The sequence below is a fragment of the Priestia sp. TGN 0903 genome (assembly GCF_050846855.1).
GTDB lineage: Bacteria > Bacillota > Bacilli > Bacillales > Bacillaceae_H > Priestia > Priestia zanthoxyli.
Genome location: NZ_JBOZGL010000005.1, coordinates 235,122 through 261,388 on the forward strand (window position 1 = coordinate 235,122; position 26,267 = coordinate 261,388).

Sequence of the window (26,267 nt, forward strand, 5' to 3'; positions counted from 1 at the left end):
TTTAAAATCTAAAAATACCTAAAATAATAAGCAGAACTCCCGGTAAAAAGGAAAACATTTTCATCCATGATAAACGTGAAAAAACTTTGCCAAACTGTATGCCAGCACTTAAAAAAAGTGAACTCATAAGAGCTACAGCAATTGCTAAAGCATACGGCGAATAACCTAATAAAGCTGCTCCAAACCCTGCTCCAAATGCATCAAGAGATAATGCAATTCCAAGTATAAATGCTTCAATCCCAGTGATGGAACCTGAATTATCTAAATCTGCTGCCGTTGGTTTTTTCAATACGTTAATGACTAAGCCAATTGACTTAATTTCAATTTTCACTAATGTTTTTTCTTCTTTCACTCGAGATGAATCTGCCGGACAAAAAAACTGGTATAAAATCCACATTCCAAGTAGAACAAGAATACCTCCGCCTACTTTATTTAGTACATCCACTGAAAATAGATGCGTAAGTACCTTTCCTAAAAACATAGAAAACATTAAAGAAAATGCTGAGCAACATGAAATAATAAAAATGGATTTCAGCGGGATTTTCACCTTTCGAAGTCCGTATGTCAGGCCAACGCTAAAGCTGTCAAGACTTACGGCAAAAGCAAGAATAAGTAAAGAAAATGTTATCATGATGAGAGGACTCCTTTCCTTTCTGTCTATACGTAGTATATGAAAGGAGCCCATCCATTGTTATTTTTTAGCCGGCTGACAATTTGGGCAGATATGTGTTCCTCTACCGCCTACAACAAATTTTTCAATTGGGGTACCGCAAATTTTACAGGATTCGCCTTTTCTTCCGTACACGTAAAGCTGCTGCTGAAACATGCCTATTTGCCCCTGTGTGTTTACATACGTACGAATTGTGCTGCCCCCTTGTTTCACCGCTTCTTGAAGGGTCGCTACAATTTCTTCGTACAATTTTTCATACTCTTCGTCTGTTAATTGGCTTGCCACTCGTTCAGGGTGAATCCCTGCGCGAAATAGTGCTTCATCTACATAAATATTCCCTAGCCCAACCACGACATTTTGATCGAGTAAAACCGGCTTGATTTTTCGAGAGGTTTTGCCGATTCGCATTTTTAACTGACTTGGATTAAATGTTTCGTCAAACGGTTCAGGTCCAAGGCCAATAAGAGGAGGAAACAGATCTTCCTCTCCCTTTTTAAATAAGTGCATGGTACCAAATTTCCTTACATCCCGGTATCGTAATTCTGTTCCGTCGGTGAAGTGAAAAAAGACGTGTACATGCTTATCTGGTTCGTCTGCATTTTCATGGAGAGCATATTTTCCTTCCATACGCAGATGAGAAACCATCGTATAATCATCGAGTACAATTTTCAAAAACTTACCTCTGCGTTCAACATCTCGAATGGTTTGTCCAACAAGCGCGTCACAAAACTGCTCAACTTGCTCAGGACGTTTGATAATATTAGGCCATTTAACGGTTACACGCTCAATGGTCTTACCACTGGCTAATTCAATCAACGTACGTCTGACGGTCTCAACTTCTGGTAATTCTGGCACGTTTGTCACATCCTTTTTCCACTACTTTGCTTCGTACCAAGTCTTTCCGTAAGAATAATCTACTTTCAACGGAACTTCTAGCTCTAAAGCATGCTCCATTACTTCTGGTACGATTTTCTCTAAAATTTTAATTTCTTCTTCTGGGGCTTCAAAAATCAGCTCATCGTGTACTTGAAGCAGCAGCTTAGCCTGAAGATTTTCATCTTTTAAGCGCTTATCCATTTCAATCATTGCTTTTTTAATAATGTCAGCTGCTGTCCCTTGAATAGGCGTATTCATAGCTGTACGCTCAGCGAAGCTGCGGAGGTTAAAGTTTCGGCTCGTGATTTCAGGCAAGTAACGGCGGCGGTGCAAGAGCGTTGTTACGTATCCCTTTTCTTTTGCATCGCGCACAATCGTATCCATATACTCCTGTACACCCGGGAAGCTTTTTAAATAGCGTTCAATAAAAGTAGCCGCTGCTTTTCTTGTAATTCCTAAACTTTGCGATAAACCGTAATCACTGATGCCATAGACGATTCCAAAATTAACTGCTTTAGCCTGACGGCGCATATTCGACGTTACTTCTTCTCTTTCGACGTGGAACACATCCATCGCTGTTTTCGTATGAATATCTAAGTCATGCTTAAACGCATCAATTAGCTTTTCATCATTTGCAATATGAGCCAGTACGCGCAGCTCAATTTGTGAATAATCCGCCGCAAATATTAACCAATCAGGCTGTGAAGGCACGAACGCACCTCTTATTTTTTTACCTTCTTCAAGACGAATCGGGATGTTTTGCAAGTTAGGATCTACTGAGCTTAACCTTCCCGTTTGAGTTAACGTTTGATTAAAGCGGGTATGAACTTTTCCATCGCTTTCATGAATAACCTTTTTTAACCCTTCGATATACGTAGACTGTAATTTTCCTAGCTGACGGTATTGTAAAATCTCTGGGATAATATCATGGGCGCTAGCTAATTGCTCTAATACATCAGCTGATGTGGAATAGCCTGTCTTTGTTTTCTTTATGACTGGAAGCTGCATTTTTTCAAAAAGAACAACTCCTAGCTGCTTTGGTGAATTAATATTGAATTCTTGTCCAGCGTATTCGTAGATTTTCGCTTCAATTTTTTCAAGCTGTTCTCGAAGATCTTCGCCCATTTCATCCAAACGCGCCCGATCAATTTTCACCCCTTGATATTCCATATCGGCAAGGACAATGGCAAGAGGCATTTCAAGCTTTTCAAACAGCTCAAACTGTTCATTTTCAACCAATTCTTTTTCCAACACTTCTTTTAAATAAGCTACGGCGGCTGCTTTTCTTATAACATGCTCAGCTAGCTGAGCAGCTTCCGCAATGCTTCGCTTAGCTCCTTTTCCATACACCGCTTCATCTGATTGCACTTGATGATATCCTTTTAATTTTGCAATTGTCGCTAGGTCATCATTTGCTTCAGCGGGATTTAAGATGTAAGAAGCAATCATTACATCATGTTCAATTCCTTTAATTTCATGCCCCGCCCATTTTAACGATACAATCGTACGTTTTCCATTAAATACCGTCTTTTTTACATCTTCATCTTCTAGCCATGCTGTAAACTTGGAAGATGAAAGAGCTGTGTCTTTATCAATAAAATAGTGGCCGTTTTTGTTGCTGATTCCAAAACCGAGCAGCTGATTGTGATGATAGTTTTCTTCATAACCTTCTACGATCAGAGCTGCTTCGCTTGTTAACATATCATCGTGAACTTCCTGCACTATTTCAAACGTCAGTTCTTCAAAATCTGCTTCCTCTTCTGCTGATTCACCAAATTTAGCAAGCAGAGAATTAAACCCAAGCTCTTTAAATAAAGAGATGACCTTTGAAGATTCAAACCCGTCATATTTCGCATCTTCTACAGATACTTCAAGAGGCGCTTCGCAATAAATAGTTGCAAGCTTTTTACTCATGATGGCTGATTCACAATTATCTTCTAGCTTTTCTTTTAATTTTTTACCGCTGACTTGATCGATAGATTGCAATACATTTTCAACGGTTTCAAACTCTTTTAATAACTTTAAGGCTGTTTTTTCTCCAACTCCGGGCACGCCTGGAATATTATCTGAGCTGTCTCCCATAAGACCCTTCATATCAATGATTTGCGCAGCCGTGATTCCATATTTTTCATCAATGGCTGCAGGCGTATAGGAATCCACATCCGTAATTCCTTTTCTCGTAATATCTACGGTTACATGCTCTGACACAAGCTGAAGTAAATCTTTATCACCGGAAATGACTTTCACGGCCATTCCTTTTTGTTCTGCTTGTTTTGAAAGTGTACCGATAATATCATCTGCTTCGTACTCAGGCAGTTCATAGCGCTTAATTCCATATGCATCTAATAACTCACGAATAAAGGGAAACTGCTCTGAAAGTTCAGGAGGCGTCTTTTGTCTGCCTCCTTTATATTCTGTAAATGTTTTGTGACGAAACGTTGTTTTCCCTGCATCAAAAGCCACCAGTAAATGCGTTGGCTTCTCTTCCTCTAAAATACGTGTCAGCATTGTAGTAAAGCCGTATATGGCATTTGTATGTATTCCTTTATCATTGTTTAAAAGCGGCAAAGCAAAAAATGCACGGTAGGCAATACTATTCCCGTCAATTAATACTAGTTTTTGTGTCATTCATGTTCCTCCATTTCGCTCTCTTCTTATCTTACCTTTATTTTAGCAAACAATAAGCTTTAAGGACAAAAAGTACTCTTGAATTCAACGTTTTATTTTCATATGGTGATAAGATCTATACATCATAAAATAAAAAACACCGCCTAGTTATTTTAGGCGGTGTAGCATGTGAATGGATAGAAATTGTCAAAAAGAATCGGCGAAAATAGCACGGTTAAAGCTATTTTCGCCTTACATATTGGCTCCTTGGATGAAGGGGTTTCCATGAAAAATTGTATCAATTAATTATTAAGCTACATTAAATAAATTGTAAAAGGAACGTAAACATTTTACATCTGCGGCAAATACTTGTGCAGCTTCACCGAAAAAGTTGTCCCTTTATTGACTTCACTTTTCACTTCAATTTCCCCTTTATGAGCTTCAACAAGATGTTTAACAATTGCTAATCCAAGACCTGTTCCTCCGGAATTGCGGCTTCTTGCTTTATCTACTCTGTAAAAACGCTCAAAAATACGTGAAATTTCATCAGAATCAATACCGATACCTGTATCTTGAACATGAACCGTAATCGTTTCTTCTTCCTCTTCAAGCGAAACGTGAACGGTTCCTCCAGGCATTGTATACATGAGCGCATTGCCAATTAAGTTAACGAACACTTGCATAAGGCGCTGACTGTCACCATCAATCCACGCTTCTTCAGGAAGCGTATCTAACGTTAGAGTGATTTCTTTTTCATTCGCTCGGTTCGATAGCACTGTTATGACCTCATAGAGAAGGGTATTCAAATCTACTGAATGAATGCTTAGTTTAAAACCTTGCTGTTCAACTTTAGATAAATCCAAAAGATCTTGAATCAGGCTCTCCATGCGCTGGCTTTCCGTTAGAATAATAGATAGAAACTGCTCTCGCAGCTTTGGATCTTCCATGGCACCGTCTAACAATGTCTCACTAAACCCTTTAATGGACGTAATAGGCGTTTTTAGTTCATGAGACACATTCGCTACAAAGTCACGGCGCACTTGTTCTAGTTTTTTCAGCTCGGTAATATCATGGAAAACAAGCACAATGCCTTTCCATTCATCGTTTAAGCCAATAATCGGCGCTCCGTAAACATCAAAATATCTTCGTTCAATATTTAAAGGCAAAACGACTTGTTTTCGAACCTTTACTTCGGTCATAAATATTTTTTCCACAAGTTTAATGATTTCTTTGTGCTCAAATACCTCATAATACAAGTGATAAAGGAAATCGTCCGGATGTATATGAAACTGCTCTTTATAAGCTCGATTCACTAAGTTTATATAGCCTCGACTATCGATAAGAAGCATACCGCTTCCCATATTTTCAATTAGGGTGCGCAGCCTGTCCTGCTGCATTTCTTGATTAGTGATAGACTCTTGCAGATTACGAGCAAGTGCGTTAATAGACTGACTCAGCATCCCTGTTTCATCTACATAATCTTCATATGTACGAGCTTTATAATTCCCTTTTGCAAGTTCCATAGCCACCTTGGTTGCCGATTCAATAGGACGGGTATAGCGCCCCATAATCTTTACACCTAAGAGTAAAATCACAATCAAAGCTAGACCTAAGCTTCCAATAAGAAGCCCCCAGATTTGCTGATTTACTTGTTTTAATGAATCAAACGATGTACTCAAAACAACAAATCCCTCTTGCTTACCTTCTATAATAAGCGGGATACCATAGTAATATAAGTCGTAATCTTCTTTAATTTGATCAAAGCTTTTTTTGCTGTTTAACTGCTTTTTTAATACTTGTTGGATTACAATACTTTTTTCGATTCTTTGCTGCTTGCTACCTGGATTTGAGTCAACTAATATTTTTCCATCTTTTTGAACGACAGTCGTTCGTACACTTAGCGAATGACTGATTTGATCAACTTTAGATTTTAAAGCAGGACTTGTGATGCCTTCTTCACTAATGTACATTTCCACAAGCTTTGCTTCTTTTTCCATTCGCTCTTGAAACGTTTGAAAATAAAAGTTTTTAAACAACTGCCCCAGCAGCAGGCCAAGACCTACTAATACAATAATAATAAGTACTAATAGAGCCAAAAGTAGCCTTGAACGAAATTTATTCATCTACCTTTGGTTCCTCCAGCTTATATCCTAATCCTCTAATCGTTTTTATATAAACCGGTTTTCGCGTATTATGTTCAATTTTCTCACGCAGATGGCTGATGTGCACATCTACAATTCGCGTATCTCCGGCAAAATCATAATTCCACACTGCACTCAGCAGCTGATCACGAGTTAATACCCGTCCTTTGTATTTTGCCAAATATAATAATAACTCGAATTCTTTCGGAGTAAGCTCAAGCTGCTCTTGATTAAAGTAGGCCTCATAATGATCTGGAAGAATTTTTAAATCACCAATCATGATGCGTTCGCCATCTTCCTCCTGTTCATTTTCCTGAGCAATAATTTGTGTTCTGCGTAAAATGGCTTTTACACGGGCTACTACTTCTCGAGGACTAAATGGTTTCGTCATGTAGTCATCTGCGCCAAGTTCTAGCCCTAATACCTTGTCAAACTCATCGTCTTTTGCAGTTAACATTAAAATAGGCGTCATCACTTTTTGCTGACGAAGCTTTTTACAAACTTCAATTCCATCCATTTTAGGAAGCATCAAGTCTAACACAATTAAATCAGGTTTTCCTTCTAATGCCTTGTTGTATCCTTCTTCCCCGTCTTCAGCTGTTTCTACTGTAAAGCCAGCTTGTTGTAAATTATATTGTAATAATGTTGAAATTGATTGTTCATCATCTACGACTAATAATTTCTTACTCATATTAACGATATAAGCCTCCATCTAGTTAAATTAAACCGCAGCTTCACCCAAATGATATTATTTTCTATTTATCTTCTCTTATCATACAATGTTTTAGCCTCGTTCTCCAATACATTTCAACATTTTCAGAAAATATGGCTAAAGAGCTTCTTCTATATTTATCAATATTTAGGGCGTTTTAAAAATTTTCAAAGTCATGTGTCTCTACTGATGGAAGTCTAAGCGGCGGATACACAAGAAACCGAGCCGTTACTACTTTCTCTTTTTGTTCATTGACCGCTTCTACTTCAATCGTAACAGTTTTAGAAGAAACATCTACCTCTGTGACTTCAAATAAAAATTCAATCGTACTATAATGATGAATTTTTTTGGGAAAGGCAACCGTATGTTCTGCAACATGGCTTCCAGGTCCGGGCAAGTACTTTGAAATGGCTGCTGTCATAATACCGGTAATCATAATGCTTGGCACAATAGGTTTCTTAAAAGGTGTCTGAGATGCATAATCATGCTGAATGTATAAAGGGTTAGAATCATTTGTCAGCCCTAAGTACAATAAGATATCTTTATCTTCAATTCGTTCAGTTAGCGTTAATTTTTCTCCAACTTTTATATCTTCAATACTTCGACCTATTTTTTGTTTTTTACCTAATACCATCATCATTCCACCTTTTGTATAAAGTAATAGTTTTTCTTTATATACAAGAAAAATTCGAGGTTTCCCTCGAATTTTCCTTGTGACTATTGTTTGAATATCTATAAAAACCTATACTCAAACCTACTTTATTGTATTAAGCTAATACACCCATGACAGTTTTGACTGATTTTGCTGATTGATCTAACGCAGCTTTTTCAGAATCAGTAAGTTCTAATTCAATTACTTGCTCAATTCCTGCAGCTCCTAATACGGTCGGAACACCTAAGTAGATGCCGTTATAACCATATTCACCCTCTAGGTAAGCAATCGCTGGTAAAATACGACGCTGATCTTTTAAGATCGCTTCTGTCATTTCCACTAAAGAAGCAGCAGGAGCGTAGTACGCACTTCCGTTGCCTAATAAGTTAACGATCTCGCCGCCGCCTTTGCGTGTTCTTTCAACAATTGCTTCAAGACGCGCTTTTGGAATAAGCGTTTCAAGAGGAATACCGCCAGCATATGAGTAGCGTACAAGAGGTACCATATCGTCGCCATGTCCACCAAGTACAAAACCTGTGATATCTTTCACTGAAATGTTTAACTCCTGCGCTACGAACGTACGGAAACGTGCAGAATCTAATACGCCTGATTGACCGATTACGCGGTTTTTAGGAAAACCAGATTCTTTAAATACTGTGTACGTCATAGCATCTACCGGGTTTGTTAACACGATAATGTGACAGTTTGGCGAGTATTTAACAACTTCTTGAGTAACAGACTTCATAATTTTTTGGTTCGTTGTGACTAAATCATCGCGACTCATACCTGGCTTACGCGCGATACCAGCTGTAATAATGACAATGTCAGAATCAGCTGTGTCTTCGTAGTTGGCTGTTCCTGTAATGTTAGCGTCAAAGCCTTGTACAGGACTTGCTTCTAACATATCCAGCGCTTTACCTTTAGCTGGATTTTCTAATTGCGGAATATCAACTAATACAACATCAGCTAATTCTTTTTGACCAATTAAAAAAGCAGTTGTAGCTCCCGTAAAGCCCGCTCCGATAACAGATACTTTTTTACGCATATTTGCCATTATAATTCCTCCCCTAAATGAATAGCTATTAAACTGTTACTTGTTTTCCTAGATTGCTAATTAATTCATCAGCAAACTCTGAACACTTCACTTCTGTTGCGCCGTCCATTAAACGTGCGAAATCATATGTTACTACTTTTGAAGCAATTGTTTTTTCCATTGATTTCATGATTAAATCCGCTGCTTCATTCCAGCCAAGGTGTTCAAGCATTAACACACCTGATAATAATACAGAAGATGGGTTTACTTTATCTAAACCAGCATATTTAGGTGCTGTACCGTGAGTTGCTTCAAAGATAGCATGTCCAGTTTCATAGTTGATGTTTGCTCCTGGAGCAATTCCGATACCGCCAACTTGTGCTGCTAATGCATCTGAAATGTAATCTCCATTTAAGTTCATTGTTGCTACTACATCAAATTCACGTGGACGAGTTAAAATTTGTTGTAAGAAGATATCTGCAATAGAATCTTTTACAATAATTTTTCCTGCTGCTTCCGCTTCTGCTTGAGCTTTGTTTGCAGCTTGTGCACCTTCTTTTTCAACGATGCGGTCATATTGAGCCCAAGTAAATACTTTATCGCCGAATTCTTTTTCAGCTAGCTCATAGCCCCAATTTTTAAATGCGCCTTCTGTATATTTCATAATGTTACCTTTGTGTACAAGCGTAACAGACTTGCGGCCCTGTTCAATCGCATAGTTGATTGCTGCACGCACAAGACGCTCCGTTCCTTCAGAAGAAATAGGCTTAATACCTAATCCAGAAGTTTCAGGGAAACGGATTTTATTTACGCCTAATTCCGTTTGTAGGAATGAAACAAGTTTTTGTACTTCTTCAGAACCCTTCGCATATTCAATACCAGCATAAATATCTTCAGTATTTTCACGGAAGATAACCATATCTGTATCTTCTGGGCGCTTAATTGGAGAAGGTACGCCGTCAAAGTAGCGAACAGGACGTAAGCATGTGAATAAGTCTAATTCTTGACGCAATGCCACGTTTAGAGAACGAATTCCACCGCCTACTGGTGTCGTTAATGGTCCTTTGATTGCAATTATGTATTCGCGAATTGCATCTAACGTTTCTTCCGGTAACCATTCGCCAGTTTGATTAAATGCTTTTTCACCTGCTAATACTTCTTTCCAAACGATTTCTTTTTCACCACTGTATGCTTTTGCAACTGCTGCTTCTAATACGCGGGAAGCTGCTGCCCAGATATCCGGACCAATTCCGTCACCTTCGATAAATGGAATAATTGGGTTATTTGGTACGTTTAAAACGCCGTTTGCTACAGAAATTTGTTCACCTTTTGTCATGAGAATGACCTCCTTAAAAAATTGTCTACTTTCACTTATGGAAAAGTGCTCAACGAACGTGAGCACCTTCGTCACATTGTTTAGCTGCGCTCTTCAAGCGGAATGTACGTTTGTTTTCCAGGACCGATATAATCAGCTCTTGGACGAATCAAACGATTGTTTGAATACTGCTCTAAAATGTGAGCAATCCATCCTGATACGCGGCTTACGGCAAAAATCGGAGTAAATAAATCGTGATCAATACCTAAGCTGTGGTATACAGAAGCTGAATAGAAATCAACGTTTGGCGGAAGCTTTTTCTCGCCTGTTACGATTTCCTCAATTTTCACTGACATATCGTATAGCGTTGTATCTCCTGCTTGTTTTGTAAGTTTTTCAGACATTTCTTTCAAGTGCTTGGCACGAGGATCACCCTGCTGATACACACGATGTCCAAATCCCATAATCTTTTCTTTCTTCGCGAGCTTTTCGCGAATGTAAGGTTCTGCGTTTTCAACTGTTTGAATGTCAGACAACATTTTCATAACAGCTTCATTCGCTCCCCCGTGAAGAGGACCCTTTAACGCTCCAATAGCGGCTGTAATTCCTGAATAAATATCAGATAATGTTGCCACACAGACACGAGCTGTAAAAGTTGAAGCATTTAGCTCATGGTCAGCGTGTAAGACAAGTGCCTTATCAAATGCCTCTACTTGGATATCAGTTGGCTCTTCGCCGGTTAACATATATAAAAAGTTAGCGGCAATGCTATAGTTTTCGTTTGGTTCAATTGGCTCTAATCCGTTACGGACTCTTGAAAAAGCCGTTACCACCGTTGGTAATTGTGCTTGCAAACGAACAGCTTTGCGATAATTTGCTTCTTCATCCATTAAATCAGCTTCAGGATCGTACAACCCCAATAGTGATACGACTGTTCTTAAAGCTGCCATTGGATGAACATCTTGAATTGGATAAGTTTTGAAATGATTTAAGACTTCTTGGGGTAATTTAGCGTTTTCTGCTAGTAATCTAGAAAACACAGATAATTCTTCTTTGTTAGGTAATTTTCCGTGCCATAGTAAATACACCACTTCTTCAAATGTTGCATAATTCGCTAAATCATCAATATTGTAGCCTTGATATGTTAAAGTGTCATCAATAATTGAACTTACTGCTGACGTTGTAGCGACTACCCCTTCTAGACCTCGAGTTGCTGTCATAAATCTCCACTCCTTTACAGAAAAAATTCCCCATACCTTTCTGTGTAAAACGTGAAAAACAAAATTGAGCTTCTGCTCAACTAGACATTAAATGATATACGAAGCGCCTCTTTTGAATATATATCTTGGAAGAACATTCCTTCACCCCACGTAAAGAAAATGCTTACATTTCCATTTGTTTCAATAACACACAAAATTAAAACATCTGCATGTGTCATTGCTTTGTTACAGCCCTATAGGTAAAACATACAATTGTATGTAAAAAGATGCGGCCTCAAAATATATTATAAACAATTATCTGACTTTTGTGAATCAAAAGAGAGAAGAAATTTTAAAAAAATTATTATTATACAAAAATTTCTACGAAAAAAGTTCAGTTAATTTCATAAATAAATAAGCAATTCCAGCACCGATTAACGGACCTACTGCTACCCCTTGAAACAGCGCCACAGCAAGAATTGTGCCAAAAACTAAAGCGGTCGTAATATGCGGATCATCTTCCAAGAGCGTAAGCCCATATTTGGCAATAATTGCTACAGCAATGCCGGCTCCTAGAGCAATCCAGGCATAAGAAGATTTCACAGCTTCTCCTAATTGTTTAAACCCTATGTCTCCTGTTGCAATTGGCACAAGAACGGCAATTGTAATCACCGTTACCCCAATATTAATTCCTTTTGATTGTAGAAAAGGAAAAACCTTACTGTCTAACCCGATTAATTTTAAAATAAGTAAAAATGCAACTGCAATGATTAATGATTGATTTTTAGCCACTAATCCAATTACGAGTAAAACAGCTAAAAAAAGCATCGGTTGTGAAAACATTTTACTCATCCTTTCTTTTTTTATTGTGATAATTCTAAAGCGTATTACGTAACTATTTTATGAGTAGCTTTTTCTTTTGTTGACTATCGTTTACAAGGAGGCCTCTATTTATTGTGTACAAGCTTCATTTACATCGCCTATTTCGCTTAGCTTGTGTGTTGGTAATTATTGCAGCAGCTGTATTTCTTAGTTATTATGTCTCTTCTCTCCTCTATCCATTTATTATCGCCTGCTGCATCGCTTTTTTTATAAATCCTATGGTTAATCTATTTGAATTAAAGCTGCGCTTACCACGCTACTTAGCTGTTTTACTGTCAATGGTTCTTATCTTCTCTCTTTTGGCTGGACTTATTACGTTACTTATCACAGAAATTATTGCAGGAAGTACGTATTTAGCGAAAGTTGTTCCCACAAATTTCAAAGAAGTGGTCATATTTATTGAAAATATTGCTACAGAACAAATACTTCCGTTTTATGAACGCATTACTTCTATGTTTAATAACTTAAATACCGGTCAGCAAGCAACTATTTTATCGAACATTAAAGGGGTAGGCAACCATATCGCTCAAACGGTGGGCGATTTTCTGCAAAATGTATTGCAAAGCATCCCAGTATTTTTATCCGTATTGCCTAATGCAGCTACTGTGATTATTTTTTCATTGCTGGCTACTTTTTTTATTAGTAAAGATTGGTACAAGCTGATGGCTAAAAGCAGCGTGTTTATTCCTAAAAAAGTAAGAGAAAATGGACAGACAGTTGTTATGGAGCTTAAAAATGCACTGTTTGGTTTTATTAAAGCTCAGCTTACGCTTATTTCGATTACCACCATTATCGTTCTTTTTGGTTTACTTGTTCTTAAGGTTGATTATGCTATTACAGTCGCTTTATTAATCGGCTTAGTAGATATTCTTCCTTACCTCGGAACAGGACTGGTTTTTGTTCCTTGGATGATTTATGCGTTTGCAACAGATAATGTGTCATTTGCTGTAGGACTTTCGGTACTATATGCTGTAGTACTTGTGCAGCGACAAATTATGGAGCCCAAGATTCTGTCATCGAGCATTGGTCTTGACCCTCTTGCTACATTAATTGCTTTATTTGTAGGATATCAATTGATTGGATTTTTTGGATTAATAGTTGGCCCTGTTATTCTTGTTATTCTAAAAACACTTCATACAACGGGAGTTTTTAAAGAAACGTGGCAGTTTATTGTAGGAAAATGAAGAAAGAGAGTCAGACACAATAAAAAAATCCGAACGGTTTATCGTTCGGATTTTCCTTGCACTAAAGTACTTTTGTTCCAGCCTCTTTCTAGTTAACGTATAATCGTCATTCGATTACGCCCTTGAAAAAATCTTCTTAACCACGTTAAAAGAAAAGGCTTGACGATTTTGCGTGTAAACGGCAGTAAAAAGATAAAGCCTACAACATCTGTCAAGAAGCCTGGAAACAGTAGAAACAAACCGCCAAATAGTATACACATACCATCAAGGATTTCACCGCTTGGAACATGTCCTTGGCTCATCTGACGCTGTGCTTTTTGAAAAAGAGATGTTCCTTGTTTTTTCGCTAGAAACGCACCAATAAAACTGGTAGCAATAATCAGTAAAAATGTTGACATTACACCAATGAGATGACTTGAATAAATCAAAATCATTACCTCAACAGCAGGTACAATAAGAAGGAGCGGAAGAAGCTTCCTCACCATCATCACCTCTTCGCTTATTGAATTGCCTAAACAAAAAGAGAAGGATTTCCCCTTCTCTTTTTTTCAATCATCTACGTGTTTCTTACAGTACGCTTGCGTGTCCGTTGTATACAACACCACGTGAAGCATCAACTGTAATATCTTGATCTTCTGAGAATACGCTTGTTGCGTTTTCTACACCTACAATGACAGGAATGCTTAAGTTTAATCCTACTACAGCTGCATGGCTTGTTAGACCGCCTTCTTCCGTAATAAGAGCCCCTGCTTTTTCGATTGCACTTATCATATCGCGATCTGTGCTGTTTGTAACAAGGATAGCACCTTCAGTCATTTTTGCATTTGCTTCTTCAGCAGTTTTAGCAATAACTACTTTACCAACTGCTGCTTTACGACCAATTCCTTGTCCTTTAGCCAGAACGTCACCTACAACTTGAACTTTCATTAAGTTCGTTGCACCTGATTCTCCAACTGGAACACCAGCAGTAATAACAACTAAATCACCGTGTGCTACAACGCCTGTTTTTACTGCGTCATTTACAGCGTGATCTAACATATCGTCAATTGTACTTACGCGCTCACCAACAACTGGTGTAACACCCCATACTAGAGAAAGACGACGTGCAACAGAATCGTTTGCTGCAACAGCTACGATTGGAGATTGCGGACGATATTTAGAAACGATTTTCGCTGTATAACCACTTTCTGTTGGCGCTACGATTGCACTAGCGTTTAAGTTAAGCGCTGTGTGTACAACAGATTGTCCGATTGCATCTGTAATAGATGGGCCAACTTGCTTGCTGCGCTGTTGTAAAATCTCAGAGTAGTTTAGAGCTTGCTCAGCACGAGAAGCGATTGAATGCATTGTTTGTACAGCTTCAACTGGGTAAGAACCCGCAGCTGTTTCACCAGATAACATAATTGCATCTGTACCATCAAAAATAGCATTGGCAACGTCACTTGCTTCCGCACGAGTCGGGCGCGGGTTGCGTTGCATTGAATCAAGCATTTGTGTAGCTGTAATAACTGGTTTGCCAAGTGCATTACATTGTTTGATTAGATCTTTTTGTACTAATGGTACTTCTTCAGCAGGAATTTCTACTCCTAAGTCACCACGAGCAACCATTAAGCCGTCTGAAACTTCAAGGATTTCTTTGATGTTATCTACGCCTTCTTGGTTTTCGATTTTTGAGATGATTTGAATGTGAGCTGCATTGTGTTTTTCTAGTAGTTCACGAATTTCTAATACATCAGATGCACGACGCACAAAAGAAGCAGCGATAAAATCAATGCCTTGTTCGATACCAAATACAATATCGTTTGCATCTTTTTCAGTGATACCAGGAAGGTTTACACTTACGTTTGGCACGTTTACACCTTTTTTATTTTTTAATGTACCAGGGTTAAGTACTTTCGTTTTGATTTCACCATCAGTTTTATTGACATCTAGTACTTCAAGACCGATTAAACCGTCATCTAAAAGGATTTTTGATCCTACGTGTACGTCATCAATTAGACCTGGATATGTAATTGAGAATTTTTCAGTTGTTCCCACTACTTCTGTCATAGAAACAATGATTTCAGCGCCTTCTTCTAACTCAATTGCACCATTTTCCATTGTGTTTGTACGAATTTCAGGTCCTTTTGTATCAAGTAAGATACCTACTGTTTTACCTGTTTGTTTCGCAGCTTCACGAATGTTAACGATACGTGCACCATGCTCTTCAAAGTCACCGTGAGAGAAGTTTAGGCGACAAACGTTTAAGCCTGAGTTAATTAGTTCAACTAATTTTTCTACACTTTCACTCGCTGGTCCAATAGTACATACAATTTTAGTTTTACGCATTCAAATTTCCTCCTATATATTTACTATTTACTCTTTAGGTAGAGCAAACAGCTATTTCCTTTACTAACCTTTTACAAGCAGGCTGTGAACAAATATTTTGTTGCCTTAACCTGTTCACCTTGCTTTACGTGTAACTTATGAAATACCTACATAGCGCTGAATCAAATAGCAAACAAATACACAGCACTTTAACGATGAATTTCTTCATCGTTTGCTTCTTGTTTTACTATTCCCTGCAATTCATACAGCAATACTTGCTGCCTGATTTGTCTTATATATCTCACGTTTTAGAGAAAAGACAAACGCTCGCACAGCTGCTAATAACCATAGGAATTTTTTTAAAAACACTCTTTTTCTACTTTTACTTAAAGGTTTTTGCTGTCTATAAAATACCACGAAGAACTTGTAAACACAATAGAGAAGGGCTATACAAACCGCACAAAAACGCGCACCCTTATTTTTCAAGAGTGCACGTTTCTTTATTTTATAGTAATGGCATCGTTTTCAGCTGCAAATTGTCCGATTTTTTTGTATTTTAAATAACGCTCCTCCACTAGCTCTTCTTTTGATAAATTCATCAGTTCTTTTAATGACTTCTTAATAATGCTTTCCATGTATCCAGCTTGTGCATCGATATCTCGATGAGCTCCGCCTTTTACCTCTGAAACCATTTCATCTACAATACCCAGTTCTTTCAAATCCGGTGCTGTAATCTTCATCGTTTCAGCAGCTTTTTTAGCAAGAGAAGAATCTTTCCAAAGAATGGCAGCCGCTCCTTCTGGAGAAATAACTGAATACGTCGAGTTCTCAAGCATATGAAGGTGATTTCCTAAACCTAATGCCAAGGCTCCTCCGCTTCCTCCTTCTCCAATGACAATACAAATAACAGGTACAGTTAAGCCAGCCATTTCGAAAAGATTTTTCGCAATAGCTTCGCTTTGTCCGCGTTCTTCTGCCGCTTTTCCTGGATAAGCTCCTTTTGTATCAATAAAGCAAATAATTGGGCGGTTAAATTTCTCCGCTTGCTTCATTAGACGCAGTGCTTTACGGTAGCCTTCAGGATGAGGCATACCAAAATTACGACGAATATTTTCTTTCGTATCTTTACCTCTCTGATGTCCAATCACGGTAACAGGCACGCCATTAAACTTGGCAATTCCTCCTACGATTGCTTCATCATCTCCATAAAAGCGATCGCCATGACACTCTAAAAAGTTTGTAAACAAGCGAGTAATATAATCGAGTGTTGTAGGACGCTCAGGATGACGAGCAATTTGAACACGGTTCCACGGGCTTAGATGATTGTAAATATCGTTTTCTACTTTTTCTAAGCGCTTTTCCAACTTATCAATTTCGCTAGATAAATCCACTTCTGTATTTTTAGCAAACTCTTTCAGTTCTGCAATCTTGTCGCGTAACTCAACAATTGGACGTTCAAACTCTAATTCACTTACCACTCGATGTCACCTCCTGCTACGTGTATATCTAAAATAGTTGTTAACGTGTCTTTTAAATCGTGACGGTCAATAACTCCATCTAATTGACCATGCTTCAACAGAAATTCAGACGTCTGAAAATCTTCTGGAAGCTCTTCTCTAATTGTTTGTTCAATAATACGTCTTCCAGCAAAGCCAATTAACGCGCCCGGCTCGGCTAAATTATAATCGCCTAGCGAAGCAAAGCTTGCTGACACTCCTCCCGTAGTAGGATGTGTCATGATCGAAATGATTAAGCCGCCTTCGTCACTGAACATTTTAAGGGCTGCGCTAGTTTTAGCCATTTGCATCAAGCTCAGAACACCTTCTTGCATACGTGCACCGCCTGAAGCTGTAAAAATAAGGAATGGGACATGCATTTCCTTTGCTTTTTCAATGGCGCGAGTAATTTTCTCACCTACTACAGAACCCATGCTTCCCATACGGAAATGTGAATCCATAACAGCAACCACTACTTTAATTCCTTCAATATCTCCTTCACCCGTAACAATCGCTTCACTTAAATTAGTTTTCTCACGATCTTTTTCGAGCTTTTCAAGATAATCCGGGAATCCAAGAGGATTTTCTGACGTCATATCTTTGTCGTATTCAACAAACGTACCGCTGTCAATCAAGCTTTCAATACGCTCTGGTGCTGTCATTTGATGATGGTATCCACAGTTTAAGCATACTTTTAAGTTTTTATTTAACTCTTTTGTATACATGATTTTCTTACACTTTTTACACTTGGTCATAATCCCTTCAGGTACATCTTGTCTCATATGCTCAGAAGGAATCGTAGCATATTTTCGTTTTTTTGGAGTTTTTGTGTTTTTTGTAAATAAATCTCGTAACAAGGTGTAACCTCCTTTTGGTTCTTTTTTTATCATAAGAACCTTTCTTCTTCCTCTTCTTCTACTTTACAAGTTATGAAAGCCCGTCTCAAACGCAAAAAACAAGCGCCAGATAAGAAAAAATTGGATGAATTGTTCGCTTCACTTTATTAGTTGCTATTTACTTTACTAGATGACGGTTTGATTTTGTGTAGAAAGATGGCATGTCTCTTTCGACAAATTCCTTCTTTCACACTTGTTTGTAGCACTGATGGTGAAGATTTAATACAGCTGCTTCATCTTTTTTAACTAGCGCCTCTACTAATTCATTTATAAGAGTGTCGCTTGGCGCTGAGTTTTGTTGAAAGGTTTGAGAAAAACGGCAAATAATCAGCCAAATTCGGTGCAATAGCCGATTAGGCTGCAAAGAAAACAAATAGTCAAACAAGTTCTTTAAACAATCGTCATTCTGCTTTTGAATTGCTTTCGAAACATTGATTTCGTTCTGTTCTGCTAAAACAGAAAACAAACAGCTTTTTTCAAGAATATATCTCGTCTGAATTAAGTCTGATTTTGTTTTACCGTCTTGTATTAAAAAAGTAGCTAATAAATCAATAAATTGATGATCTCCCACTTCTTTAATAAACGTACCTTCACCCCTTCTAGTTTCAATCAACCCAATTAGCTCTAACGCTCTGAGCGCTTCTCGAACGGAAGAACGTCCTGCGCCTAACCGTTCAGAAAGTTCTCGTTCTGACGGGATTTTATCACCCGTAGTTAAACGATCATCTTCCATTAGCTGGCGAATTTGTTTTAGAATTTCTACATATACTTTTGAACGTTCATTCTTCAAGTTTATTACCACTCACTTTACATTACTTTAACAGGCATGCTTGAAGCATCATGCCTGTCAAAGAACAGTTGATGTAACCTTATTCAATAATCGCTAAACGACGTGTATTTTCAGCTACGGCTTCTGGCTTTACTTTTATTCGGGCAACGCCTGTTTCCATAGCTGCTTTTGCAACAGCGGCAGCTACTGCCGGAGCCACTCGGGCATCAAATGGCCCTGGAATCACATAGTCTGTATTCAAGTCCTCTTCCGTAATTAAATTAGCAATGGCCTCAACTGCAGCCATTTTCATTTTTTCATTAATATGAGTAGCACGCACATCTAGTGCACCTCGGAATATCCCCGGAAACGCTAAGACGTTGTTCACTTGATTAGGAAAATCTGAACGTCCGGTGCCGATTACTTTCGCGCCAGCTTTCTTAGCTTCTTCTGGCATAATTTCAGGCACTGGATTTGCCATTGCAAAAATGATTGGGTCTGGATTCATCTTTCCAATCATTTCCGGTGTGAGTGCTCCTTCAACCGAAACTCCAATAAATACGTCAGCTTCTTCTAACGCATCGGCTAACGTACCTTCTACTTTGCTTCGATTTGTATAGGCTGCAACTTCATCTTTTATACGGTTCATGCCGTGAGGACGCTTGTCATAAATCGTTCCTTTGGAATCACACATAATAATATCGCGCACTCCATAGCTGTATAATAATTTAATAATCGCAATGCCAGCAGCTCCTGCTCCATTCGCTACCACTTTGATTTGTGACATTTTTCTTCCTGTCAGCTTCAGGGCATTAAGAAGACCCGCTACCGTAACAATAGCCGTCCCATGCTGATCATCATGAAAAACCGGGATATTTGTTTCCTTTTTCAACCGCTCTTCAATTTCAAAACAGTTAGGAGCCGCAATATCTTCTAAATTAACGCCTCCAAAAGTAGGTTCTAGCAATTTAACAGTTTCTATAATTTTGTCCACATCTGTCGTGTTTAAACAAATTGGGAATGCATCTACGCCGGCAAAACTTTTAAAAAGGACAGCTTTCCCTTCCATTACTGGCAGAGCAGCTTCAGGGCCTATATTGCCCAAGCCCAATACGGCAGTGCCATCAGATACAACAGCTACCATATTTCCTTTCATCGTATATTCATATACATTGTTTACATCATCATATATTTCTTTGCAAGGTTCTGCTACACCAGGGGAATAAGCAAGGCTTAAATCCTCTGCGTTTCGAACAGGAATTTTGGACTTTGATTCTAGTTTACCTTTGTTAATGCGGTGCATATGCAATGCTTCTTCACGTAAAGACAATGAATTTCACTCCCAATAAACAAAATGATAACAAATACTGCGCCTGAACCATGTTCTTTCCCACACTCATATGATGTTATAAATCCAATTGCATTTCATTTCAAGAAAAACGCATCTAATTCGTATATTTTATAAAAAAACGGTGGTCAGACCACTTTTTTAACTATTTTACCATATAACATCACATGAAATCTGTAAAGACTATATCTTCTTGAACACAACGTGCTTCTCTCCAAGCATTGCTTTTAAAGTTTTTATCAACTCATCGCTTCGTTCAACAGAATAGTGAACAGGAAGCTTGACCAATTGACGTTCTGCCTCATAATAAATTTTCACGGGAATTTCTCCTCTATGAGACTGAAAATGCTGATAAATAGTATGAAGCAGCTTTTCCGTACCTTGCTTTGTTTCTATACGTAAGTACAATTCTTCTGACGGTAATTTTCGGACCGCTTCGCTAGCAGCTTCAGCACGTTGACAAACAATTTGCTGCTGTCCATTTCTTTCATCTATCTTTCCTTGTATCAGTAAAACCTTCCCTTGTTCAAACAACAGACGATTTTGCTCAAATACGCGGGGAAACGCAACAACTTCTCCTTCTCCACTTTCATCCGTAATGCGCAAAAAGGCCATTTGCTCTCCTTTTTTCGTGCGAATGACGCGAATATCCAACACAAATACTAAAAGAGAGACCGCTTTTCCTGAAGCGTATTCTTTCATATCGTGAAGAGAAACAACAGAATAAAATGAATTCAGTGCTTCATACTGAGAAGCAGGGTGGCTTGATAAATAAAAACCTAGCATATCTTTTTCATACTGAAGCCGATCTTCTATTTTCAGTTCCTCTTTTTCCATATGTTTAGGCTTTAACGAAAATTCAGCTCCAAATCCAAAGTCGTCATCAGGGAGCACCAAGCTTGCGTGTTCAAATGCTACATCAATCGTTGCTAATAAAGTTGCTCGATTTTCTCCAAATTCATCAAAGCCTCCAGACAAAATCATAGCTTCCAGCGCTTTTTTATTCACGACTTTTGGTGAAACACGTGCACAAAAATCAAATAAGTCTTCAAATCTTTTTTTCTTTCTCTCTTCTGTTATTTCCTGCATAGCTGCCGCACCAATATGTTTAATCGCTGCAAGGCTATATCTTATTCTTTCACCTTCTACATTAAACGAATACATACTCTTGTTAATAGAAGGTGGGAGAACTTGTATTTTTTTTCTTTTGAGTTCATTAATATATTGAGCAATTTTCCCTTCGTTTCCAATAACGCTCGTTAACAACGCTGAAAAGAACTGTAGAGGATAATGCGCTTTTAAATAAGCTAACTGATAAGCCACCATACTGTAAGCAACGGCATGGCTCCGGTTGAAGCCATAATCAGCAAAGCGCACAATAAGGTCATAGACCCGATTAGCAACGGATAGGTCATATCCTTTCTTCTCGCTTCCTTGAACAAAATGTGCTCGTTCACGATCAAGCACGGCTCGTTCTTTTTTACTAACTGCTCTTCTCAATAAATCTGCTTCTCCAAGGGAAAAACCAGCCATCTTTGAAGCAATCTGCATAATTTGCTCCTGATACACGATAACGCCATGCGTGGATTGTAAAATGTCTTGAAGCGTAGGATGGTCATATATGACGCTCTCCACTCCGTGCTTGCGCTTAATATAGGTTGGAATATTTTCCATCGGACCGGGTCTATACAGCGCGTTAACTGCTACAATATCTTCTAGCTCTGTAGGTTTTAATTGCTGAAGAACTCTTCTCATTCCATCTGACTCTAGCTGAAAAATCCCTGTCGTATCTCCTTTGCTCAGCAGTTCAAAAGTTTTCTCATCGTTAAATGGAATATGAGACAGTGACAGCTTTTGATTCATGTCCCGCTCAATTTTCTTTAAAATGTGATCTAAAATGGTTAAGTTACGCAAACCTAAAAAGTCCATTTTCAAAAGCCCAACGTCTTGCAGAGCTTCCATTGGATATTGAGTCAGATATACATTATCATGTCCTTCTTGTACAGCTATAGATTGCGTCAGCGGCTTCTCACTGATCACAACGCCTGCTGCGTGTGTTGAAGTATGCCTTGGCAGTCCTTCTATCTTCATGGCAATGTTATACCATTGCTTTCGGGCTTCATTTTCAGATAAATAGTCTTGAAGAACTCTTGAATCACGAAGAGCACTTTTTAACGTTGTACCTGGTTTAGTTGGAATCGCTTTGGACATTTTGTTTAGGGCCTCTTGATCAAATCCCATCACTCTTCCTACATCACGTACGGCTGCTTTAGCCGCTAATGTTCCAAATGTAATAATTTGAGCTACATGCAGCGCTCCATATTTTTGAGCCACATACTGAATGACTTGATCTCGTTTATTATCGGGAAAATCGATATCAATATCAGGCATCGAAATACGTTCAGGATTTAAAAAGCGCTCAAAGAGAAGCTGATGCTGAATTGGATCAACATTTGTAATTCGTAAGGCGTATGAAACTAGTGAGCCCGCCGCTGAGCCACGGCCTGGACCTGTTAAAATGCCATGTTCATGAGCATAATTCATAAAATCCCACACGATAAGGAAGTAATCGCTAAAGCGCATACTTTCAATAATGTTCAGCTCATAATCTAAGCGTTTCTGGTATTGTTCCGTGATCACTTGAACTCTTTCTTGCAGTCCTTTTTCGCAAAGAGTGCGCAAGTAGGTTGATGATGTAACTGACGGAGGAACAGGGTATTTTGGAATAGACATGACGCCTAGAGAAATTTTAAGCTCGCATCGTCTTGCGATTTTTATACTTTCTTCTATTAAAAAATGCTGATCATGAAAGAGAACTTCCATTTCATGAGGTGATTTAAAATAGTACTCGCTGCTTTCTTCTTGCACCTGTTCACCGCTATGTAATTTCTCTCCGTCTCGAATAGCCGCTAAGCAATCATATGCGTCCCGATCTTCTTTTTTTAAATATTTCACTTGATTCGTTGCTACGAGCGGGACATTTTCTTCAGCAGCAAGCTCCGTTAACTGCTGATTTATCAAAGCTTCATCCTGTCCGTGGCGCTGTATAGATATATACAAAGACTGAGAATATACTTTTTTAAAGAATTGAAGCACTCGCTTTGCATCTTGAAGCTTGCTTTCTGCTAGCAGAGTTTCTACTTCTCCCCTTACGCCAGGTGTAATAGCAATCAGCCCGCTGCTATAATGCTGGAGCCATTTTTTCTTTACACCGTGTTTTTCCTTTGTTTGAACTAAACTGCTTAGTTTTAATAGATTTTCATAGCCTTTATCATTTTCTGCTAGCAAAACTAAAGGATACGCTTGCTCGCTTTCTTCATGTTCCAAAATTGATAGTGTAAGCCCAATAATCGGCTTAATCCCCGCTTTCACGCAGGCTTTATAAAAAGGAATGACTCCGTACATTACATTTTCATCGGTCAAAGCAATCGCTTCATAGTTCATTTTTTTAGCTGTTTCTACAAGTTCATGAATACGAACGGAACTGCTTAGTAAGCTATAAGAACTTTGAAGCTGTAAGTGAACAAAAGGCACAGGACTTCCCACCTTTCTTTAATTCTTTATTCTCATTATAAATTTTGTTGCGGGCGTAGACAAATTACATAACTCTGAACGTTTGTCCATATATATGTAGGAAGCATGAGTTATCAATAAAATAGTAAAGGAGGACGCGTCATGACAAAAGAGCCTTTTATGTCTCTTTTCATTTGGAGTTACTTTACTTCATTAGGTATTATTTTAGGCGGTTCATTAATCGGAGCATTTGCGGGGTTCTTAATTGGAAAATCTCCCCTGTACGTTATGCATACCCTCAGCAATAGCTTAAAAATCTGGGCAATTGTCGGAGCCATCGGAGGAACATTTGATACGTTTTACAGCTTTGAGCGAGGACTCTTTGAAGGAGCGACAAAAGATGTATTCAAACAAATTCTTTTAATTCTATCCGCTATGGGAGGAGCTCAGACCGGAGCTCTGATCATCAAGTGGTTAACGCAGGAGCACTTTGTATGAGAGTACCCAGCGAGCGAATGTTCAAGCGCTCCGACTGGCAGCGTTTTTTCGCCGGTATTGTCATTGGAGCAATTGTCAGCTGGGGAGTGTTTTTAACAATTTACGGCGTTTCAAGAGATAGAGAGCTAGAGGAGATTCGAATTGCTAATGATAAGCTAAAAAAAGCAAATTTGCAAATTAGCGCATGGCAAGAAGATGTAAAAGCATTAAACAAGGAAATGAAGCAGCATTTGATTATTCAAAATGTGAAAGTAAAATTAGTGAACGGCCATCGTTATAAAGTAAACTCTGTGGTGGAATACAATATTCAAAAAAGCGTCGACGAAGAAGCGCAGCACTTAATTGCCCAAGATATTGAAAGTGCGTATCGAAGCAGGGATATCTTAAAAAAAGCAATTGAAAACAAAAAATACGAATTCGATAAAACGATTTATGAAGTTGAAGTTCATCAAATTTATTTTTATACAACGCTTTCGATTGAAGTTCGAATTAAAAAGATGGAAAAAGTACTATAAAAAGCCGCTGATTTAAAATCAACGGCTTATTTTACAGATTACTCCTGACTGCAGAGCTCTTCTAAATCAAGTAGTAAAGGCTCTACTTCTTCCCATGAGTCAATGGAAGCGCCGGACGCAAGAGGATGGCCTCCCCCGTTGTATTTTCTAGCAATTGTATTAATCACAAGCTCTTTTGAACGCAGGCGGACCCGAATCTGATTTTCTTCTTCTACAAAAAATACCCACGTTTTCACTCCATCAATTTGTCCTAACGAGCCGACTAGCTGAGAGGCATCAGCAGGTGTCACATCATATTTGCGAAGAATTTCATTCGGAATTTTCATGTGAGCAACTCCCGCTGGAGACATCGTGAAGTTTTGCAGCACATATCCATGTAAGTGAGCGACGTTTTCTTTTGTTTTGTATAGCTGATCATATACATCCTTAAAATTGAAGCCATATTGAATCAATTCACTTGCATAGCAAAACGTTTTCGGCTTTGTATTTGGAAATAAAAATCGGCCCGTATCACCGACAATACCAGTGAAAATTAACTTTGCTCCTTCATCATTAAGAGCTAACCCCTTTTCTTTTCCTTCCAAGTAAAATTCATAAATCATTTCACTTGTTGAAGAAGCAGACGTCTCAACCCAAAGTAAATCACCGTAAGGAGTTTGATTCGGATGGTGATCGATTTTAATGATCATTTTTCCACTTGCGTAGCGCTGATCTGATACACGCGCTTCATTCGCCGTATCACAAACGATGACAAGCGCATCTTCATAGGTGTCATCGGCGATATCATCCATACGGTATAAAAATTTTAACGACTCCGCTTCTTCTCCCGTTACGTATACCTTCTTCTCCGGAAAAGATGTTTTTAACAATTCCGCTAATCCGCACTGAGATCCGTATGCATCTGGATCTGGACGAATGTGCCTGTGAATAATGATGGTGTCAAACTGCTTAATAGCTTCTAATATTTGTGCTTTCATTTTCTCTCTCCTGTCAATACTGTTCTTGTTTTATGTACGTACCACATGCACTTATATTTCCACAGCGCTGTATCCATAATCTTTATTAAATCATATCTCTTCTCCTTTTTAAAAGAAGAATCAATCAATAGTAGAATTTTCTGTTATTGACCTGTAAAATAATAGATACTACTGTAAACACTTTCAACACTACGCATTACTAGCATCTAGAAACATTACGGATAGAAATACACCGGACTGGAGGGGCGTCTGTGCCATTTTTTATGATTTTAATCGTTGTGTCCTTTGTTTTCTACATGTATTTAAAAGTAAAATACGTACGTTCAAAACGCCCAATGGAACGAAAGTGGATTTCCGCTAAGTCGAGTATTTGTCTTGGCTCTTTTGTATTATTTTTTGGGATCAATCAATGGTTTATTTACGAAACAAACCTTTCGCTTATCATCGGCATATTATTTGTATTATTCGGTTCAGGTAGCATAATAGCAGGTGTCAAAGCTTATAAGTACTATCAGCCTTATGCAATAAAAGAAGCAGATCAAATGTAAAAAAGGCTGAGGCATAACGAGAGGAATCCAATCTAAAGACGAACAAATGGGAGACATGAGCTGAACCGCTTGAGACACCGCCGTTGATTTCCGTGCAAGACTTCGCTTTCCGCGGGCGGACGCTGAGCC

At 38.5% G+C, this 26,267-nt stretch carries 22 protein-coding genes; 4 read left to right on the forward strand and 18 right to left on the reverse strand.

Annotation, left to right across the window (positions count from 1 at the left end):
• Position 1: 1 nt before the first annotated feature.
• The 10 genes from ytaF to ACRPLY_RS18735 form a co-directional block, all read right to left on the reverse strand.
• Positions 2-631, reverse strand: a complete 630-nt coding sequence (ytaF, locus tag ACRPLY_RS18690) for a sporulation membrane protein YtaF (RefSeq protein ID WP_033579623.1) — start codon at positions 629-631, stop codon at positions 2-4.
• A gap of 60 nt (positions 632-691) precedes the next feature.
• Positions 692-1,525, reverse strand: a complete 834-nt coding sequence (gene mutM / locus ACRPLY_RS18695) for a DNA-formamidopyrimidine glycosylase (RefSeq protein ID WP_028411775.1) — start codon at positions 1,523-1,525, stop codon at positions 692-694.
• A 21-nt stretch (positions 1,526-1,546) separates the two neighbouring features.
• Positions 1,547-4,174: a DNA polymerase I gene (polA, locus tag ACRPLY_RS18700; protein ID WP_432232087.1), complete on the reverse strand. Its 2,628-nt coding sequence runs from the start codon at positions 4,172-4,174 to the stop codon at positions 1,547-1,549.
• Positions 4,175-4,503: 329 nt separating this feature from the next.
• Entirely contained in the window at positions 4,504-6,276 is a 1,773-nt protein-coding gene (pnpS, locus tag ACRPLY_RS18705; RefSeq protein WP_028411777.1) for a two-component system histidine kinase PnpS, read from the reverse strand.
• Positions 6,269-6,985 carry a response regulator transcription factor gene (locus ACRPLY_RS18710; protein ID WP_013085192.1) on the reverse strand — a complete coding sequence of 239 codons (717 nt, stop codon included), beginning with the start codon at positions 6,983-6,985 and terminating at the stop codon, positions 6,269-6,271. Before ACRPLY_RS18710 ends, pnpS begins: the two co-directional genes overlap by 8 nt.
• Positions 6,986-7,163: 178 nt before the next feature.
• Entirely contained in the window at positions 7,164-7,640 is a 477-nt protein-coding gene (locus ACRPLY_RS18715; RefSeq protein ID WP_028411778.1) for a MaoC family dehydratase, read from the reverse strand.
• Positions 7,641-7,773: 133 nt separating this feature from the next.
• Positions 7,774-8,712, reverse strand: coding sequence for a malate dehydrogenase (gene mdh / locus ACRPLY_RS18720; RefSeq protein ID WP_013059443.1), 939 nt, complete (start codon positions 8,710-8,712; stop codon positions 7,774-7,776).
• 28 nt (positions 8,713-8,740) lie between these two features.
• Positions 8,741-10,033 carry an NADP-dependent isocitrate dehydrogenase gene (icd, locus tag ACRPLY_RS18725; RefSeq protein WP_255906663.1) on the reverse strand — a complete coding sequence of 431 codons (1,293 nt, stop codon included), beginning with the start codon at positions 10,031-10,033 and terminating at the stop codon, positions 8,741-8,743.
• A gap of 74 nt (positions 10,034-10,107) precedes the next feature.
• Positions 10,108-11,226, reverse strand: coding sequence for a citrate synthase (gene citZ / locus ACRPLY_RS18730; protein WP_033579621.1), 1,119 nt, complete (start codon positions 11,224-11,226; stop codon positions 10,108-10,110).
• A gap of 360 nt (positions 11,227-11,586) precedes the next feature.
• On the reverse strand, positions 11,587-12,048 hold the full coding sequence (locus ACRPLY_RS18735) for a DUF441 domain-containing protein (RefSeq protein WP_033579620.1): 462 nt from the start codon (positions 12,046-12,048) through the stop codon (positions 11,587-11,589).
• Between the two features lie 113 nt (positions 12,049-12,161).
• Here ACRPLY_RS18735 and ytvI point away from each other — a divergent pair, with 113 nt between their 5' ends.
• A complete protein-coding gene (ytvI, locus tag ACRPLY_RS18740; RefSeq protein WP_049166249.1) occupies positions 12,162-13,271 on the forward strand; it encodes a sporulation integral membrane protein YtvI in 1,110 nt (369 codons plus the stop codon).
• Between the two features lie 92 nt (positions 13,272-13,363).
• Here ytvI and ACRPLY_RS18745 read toward each other — a convergent pair whose 3' ends face one another.
• From ACRPLY_RS18745 to dnaE, 7 genes are all read right to left on the reverse strand, one after another.
• On the reverse strand, positions 13,364-13,756 hold the full coding sequence (locus tag ACRPLY_RS18745) for an FxsA family protein (protein ID WP_367076837.1): 393 nt from the start codon (positions 13,754-13,756) through the stop codon (positions 13,364-13,366).
• An 82-nt stretch (positions 13,757-13,838) separates the two neighbouring features.
• Positions 13,839-15,599: a pyruvate kinase gene (gene pyk, locus ACRPLY_RS18750; protein ID WP_045291184.1), complete on the reverse strand. Its 1,761-nt coding sequence runs from the start codon at positions 15,597-15,599 to the stop codon at positions 13,839-13,841.
• A 479-nt stretch (positions 15,600-16,078) separates the two neighbouring features.
• Positions 16,079-17,056 (reverse strand): acetyl-CoA carboxylase carboxyl transferase subunit alpha, encoded by a 978-nt coding sequence (accA, locus tag ACRPLY_RS18755; protein WP_047749772.1) that lies wholly within the window; start codon positions 17,054-17,056, stop codon positions 16,079-16,081.
• Positions 17,050-17,931 carry an acetyl-CoA carboxylase, carboxyltransferase subunit beta gene (accD, locus tag ACRPLY_RS18760; RefSeq protein WP_028411784.1) on the reverse strand — a complete coding sequence of 294 codons (882 nt, stop codon included), beginning with the start codon at positions 17,929-17,931 and terminating at the stop codon, positions 17,050-17,052. The genes accA and accD overlap by 7 nt, the downstream gene beginning before the upstream one ends.
• Positions 17,932-18,157: 226 nt before the next feature.
• Positions 18,158-18,760, reverse strand: coding sequence for a FadR/GntR family transcriptional regulator (locus ACRPLY_RS18765; RefSeq protein WP_071270335.1), 603 nt, complete (start codon positions 18,758-18,760; stop codon positions 18,158-18,160).
• Positions 18,761-18,839: 79 nt separating this feature from the next.
• Positions 18,840-20,069, reverse strand: a complete 1,230-nt coding sequence (locus ACRPLY_RS18770; protein WP_013059453.1) for an NAD(P)-dependent malic enzyme — start codon at positions 20,067-20,069, stop codon at positions 18,840-18,842.
• A gap of 201 nt (positions 20,070-20,270) precedes the next feature.
• Entirely contained in the window at positions 20,271-23,621 is a 3,351-nt protein-coding gene (gene dnaE / locus ACRPLY_RS18775) for a DNA polymerase III subunit alpha (protein WP_432232088.1), read from the reverse strand.
• 141 nt (positions 23,622-23,762) lie between these two features.
• Here dnaE and ACRPLY_RS18780 point away from each other — a divergent pair, with 141 nt between their 5' ends.
• Entirely contained in the window at positions 23,763-24,098 is a 336-nt protein-coding gene (locus ACRPLY_RS18780; RefSeq protein WP_013059455.1) for a YtrH family sporulation protein, read from the forward strand.
• The gene (gene ytrI / locus ACRPLY_RS18785; RefSeq protein ID WP_014458035.1) at positions 24,095-24,613 is read left to right on the forward strand and encodes a sporulation membrane protein YtrI; all 519 of its coding nucleotides are present in this window, start codon (positions 24,095-24,097) and stop codon (positions 24,611-24,613) included. The genes ACRPLY_RS18780 and ytrI overlap by 4 nt, the downstream gene beginning before the upstream one ends.
• Positions 24,614-24,651: 38 nt before the next feature.
• On the opposite strand, the gene ACRPLY_RS18790 is transcribed toward ytrI, so the two are convergent.
• The gene (locus tag ACRPLY_RS18790; RefSeq protein ID WP_033579614.1) at positions 24,652-25,590 is read right to left on the reverse strand and encodes a DHH family phosphoesterase; all 939 of its coding nucleotides are present in this window, start codon (positions 25,588-25,590) and stop codon (positions 24,652-24,654) included.
• 251 nt (positions 25,591-25,841) lie between these two features.
• On the opposite strand from ACRPLY_RS18790, the gene ACRPLY_RS18795 reads away from it, so the two are divergent.
• Positions 25,842-26,138, forward strand: a complete 297-nt coding sequence (locus ACRPLY_RS18795; RefSeq protein WP_028411789.1) for a YtpI family protein — start codon at positions 25,842-25,844, stop codon at positions 26,136-26,138.
• The last annotated feature ends 129 nt before the right edge of the window (positions 26,139-26,267 follow it).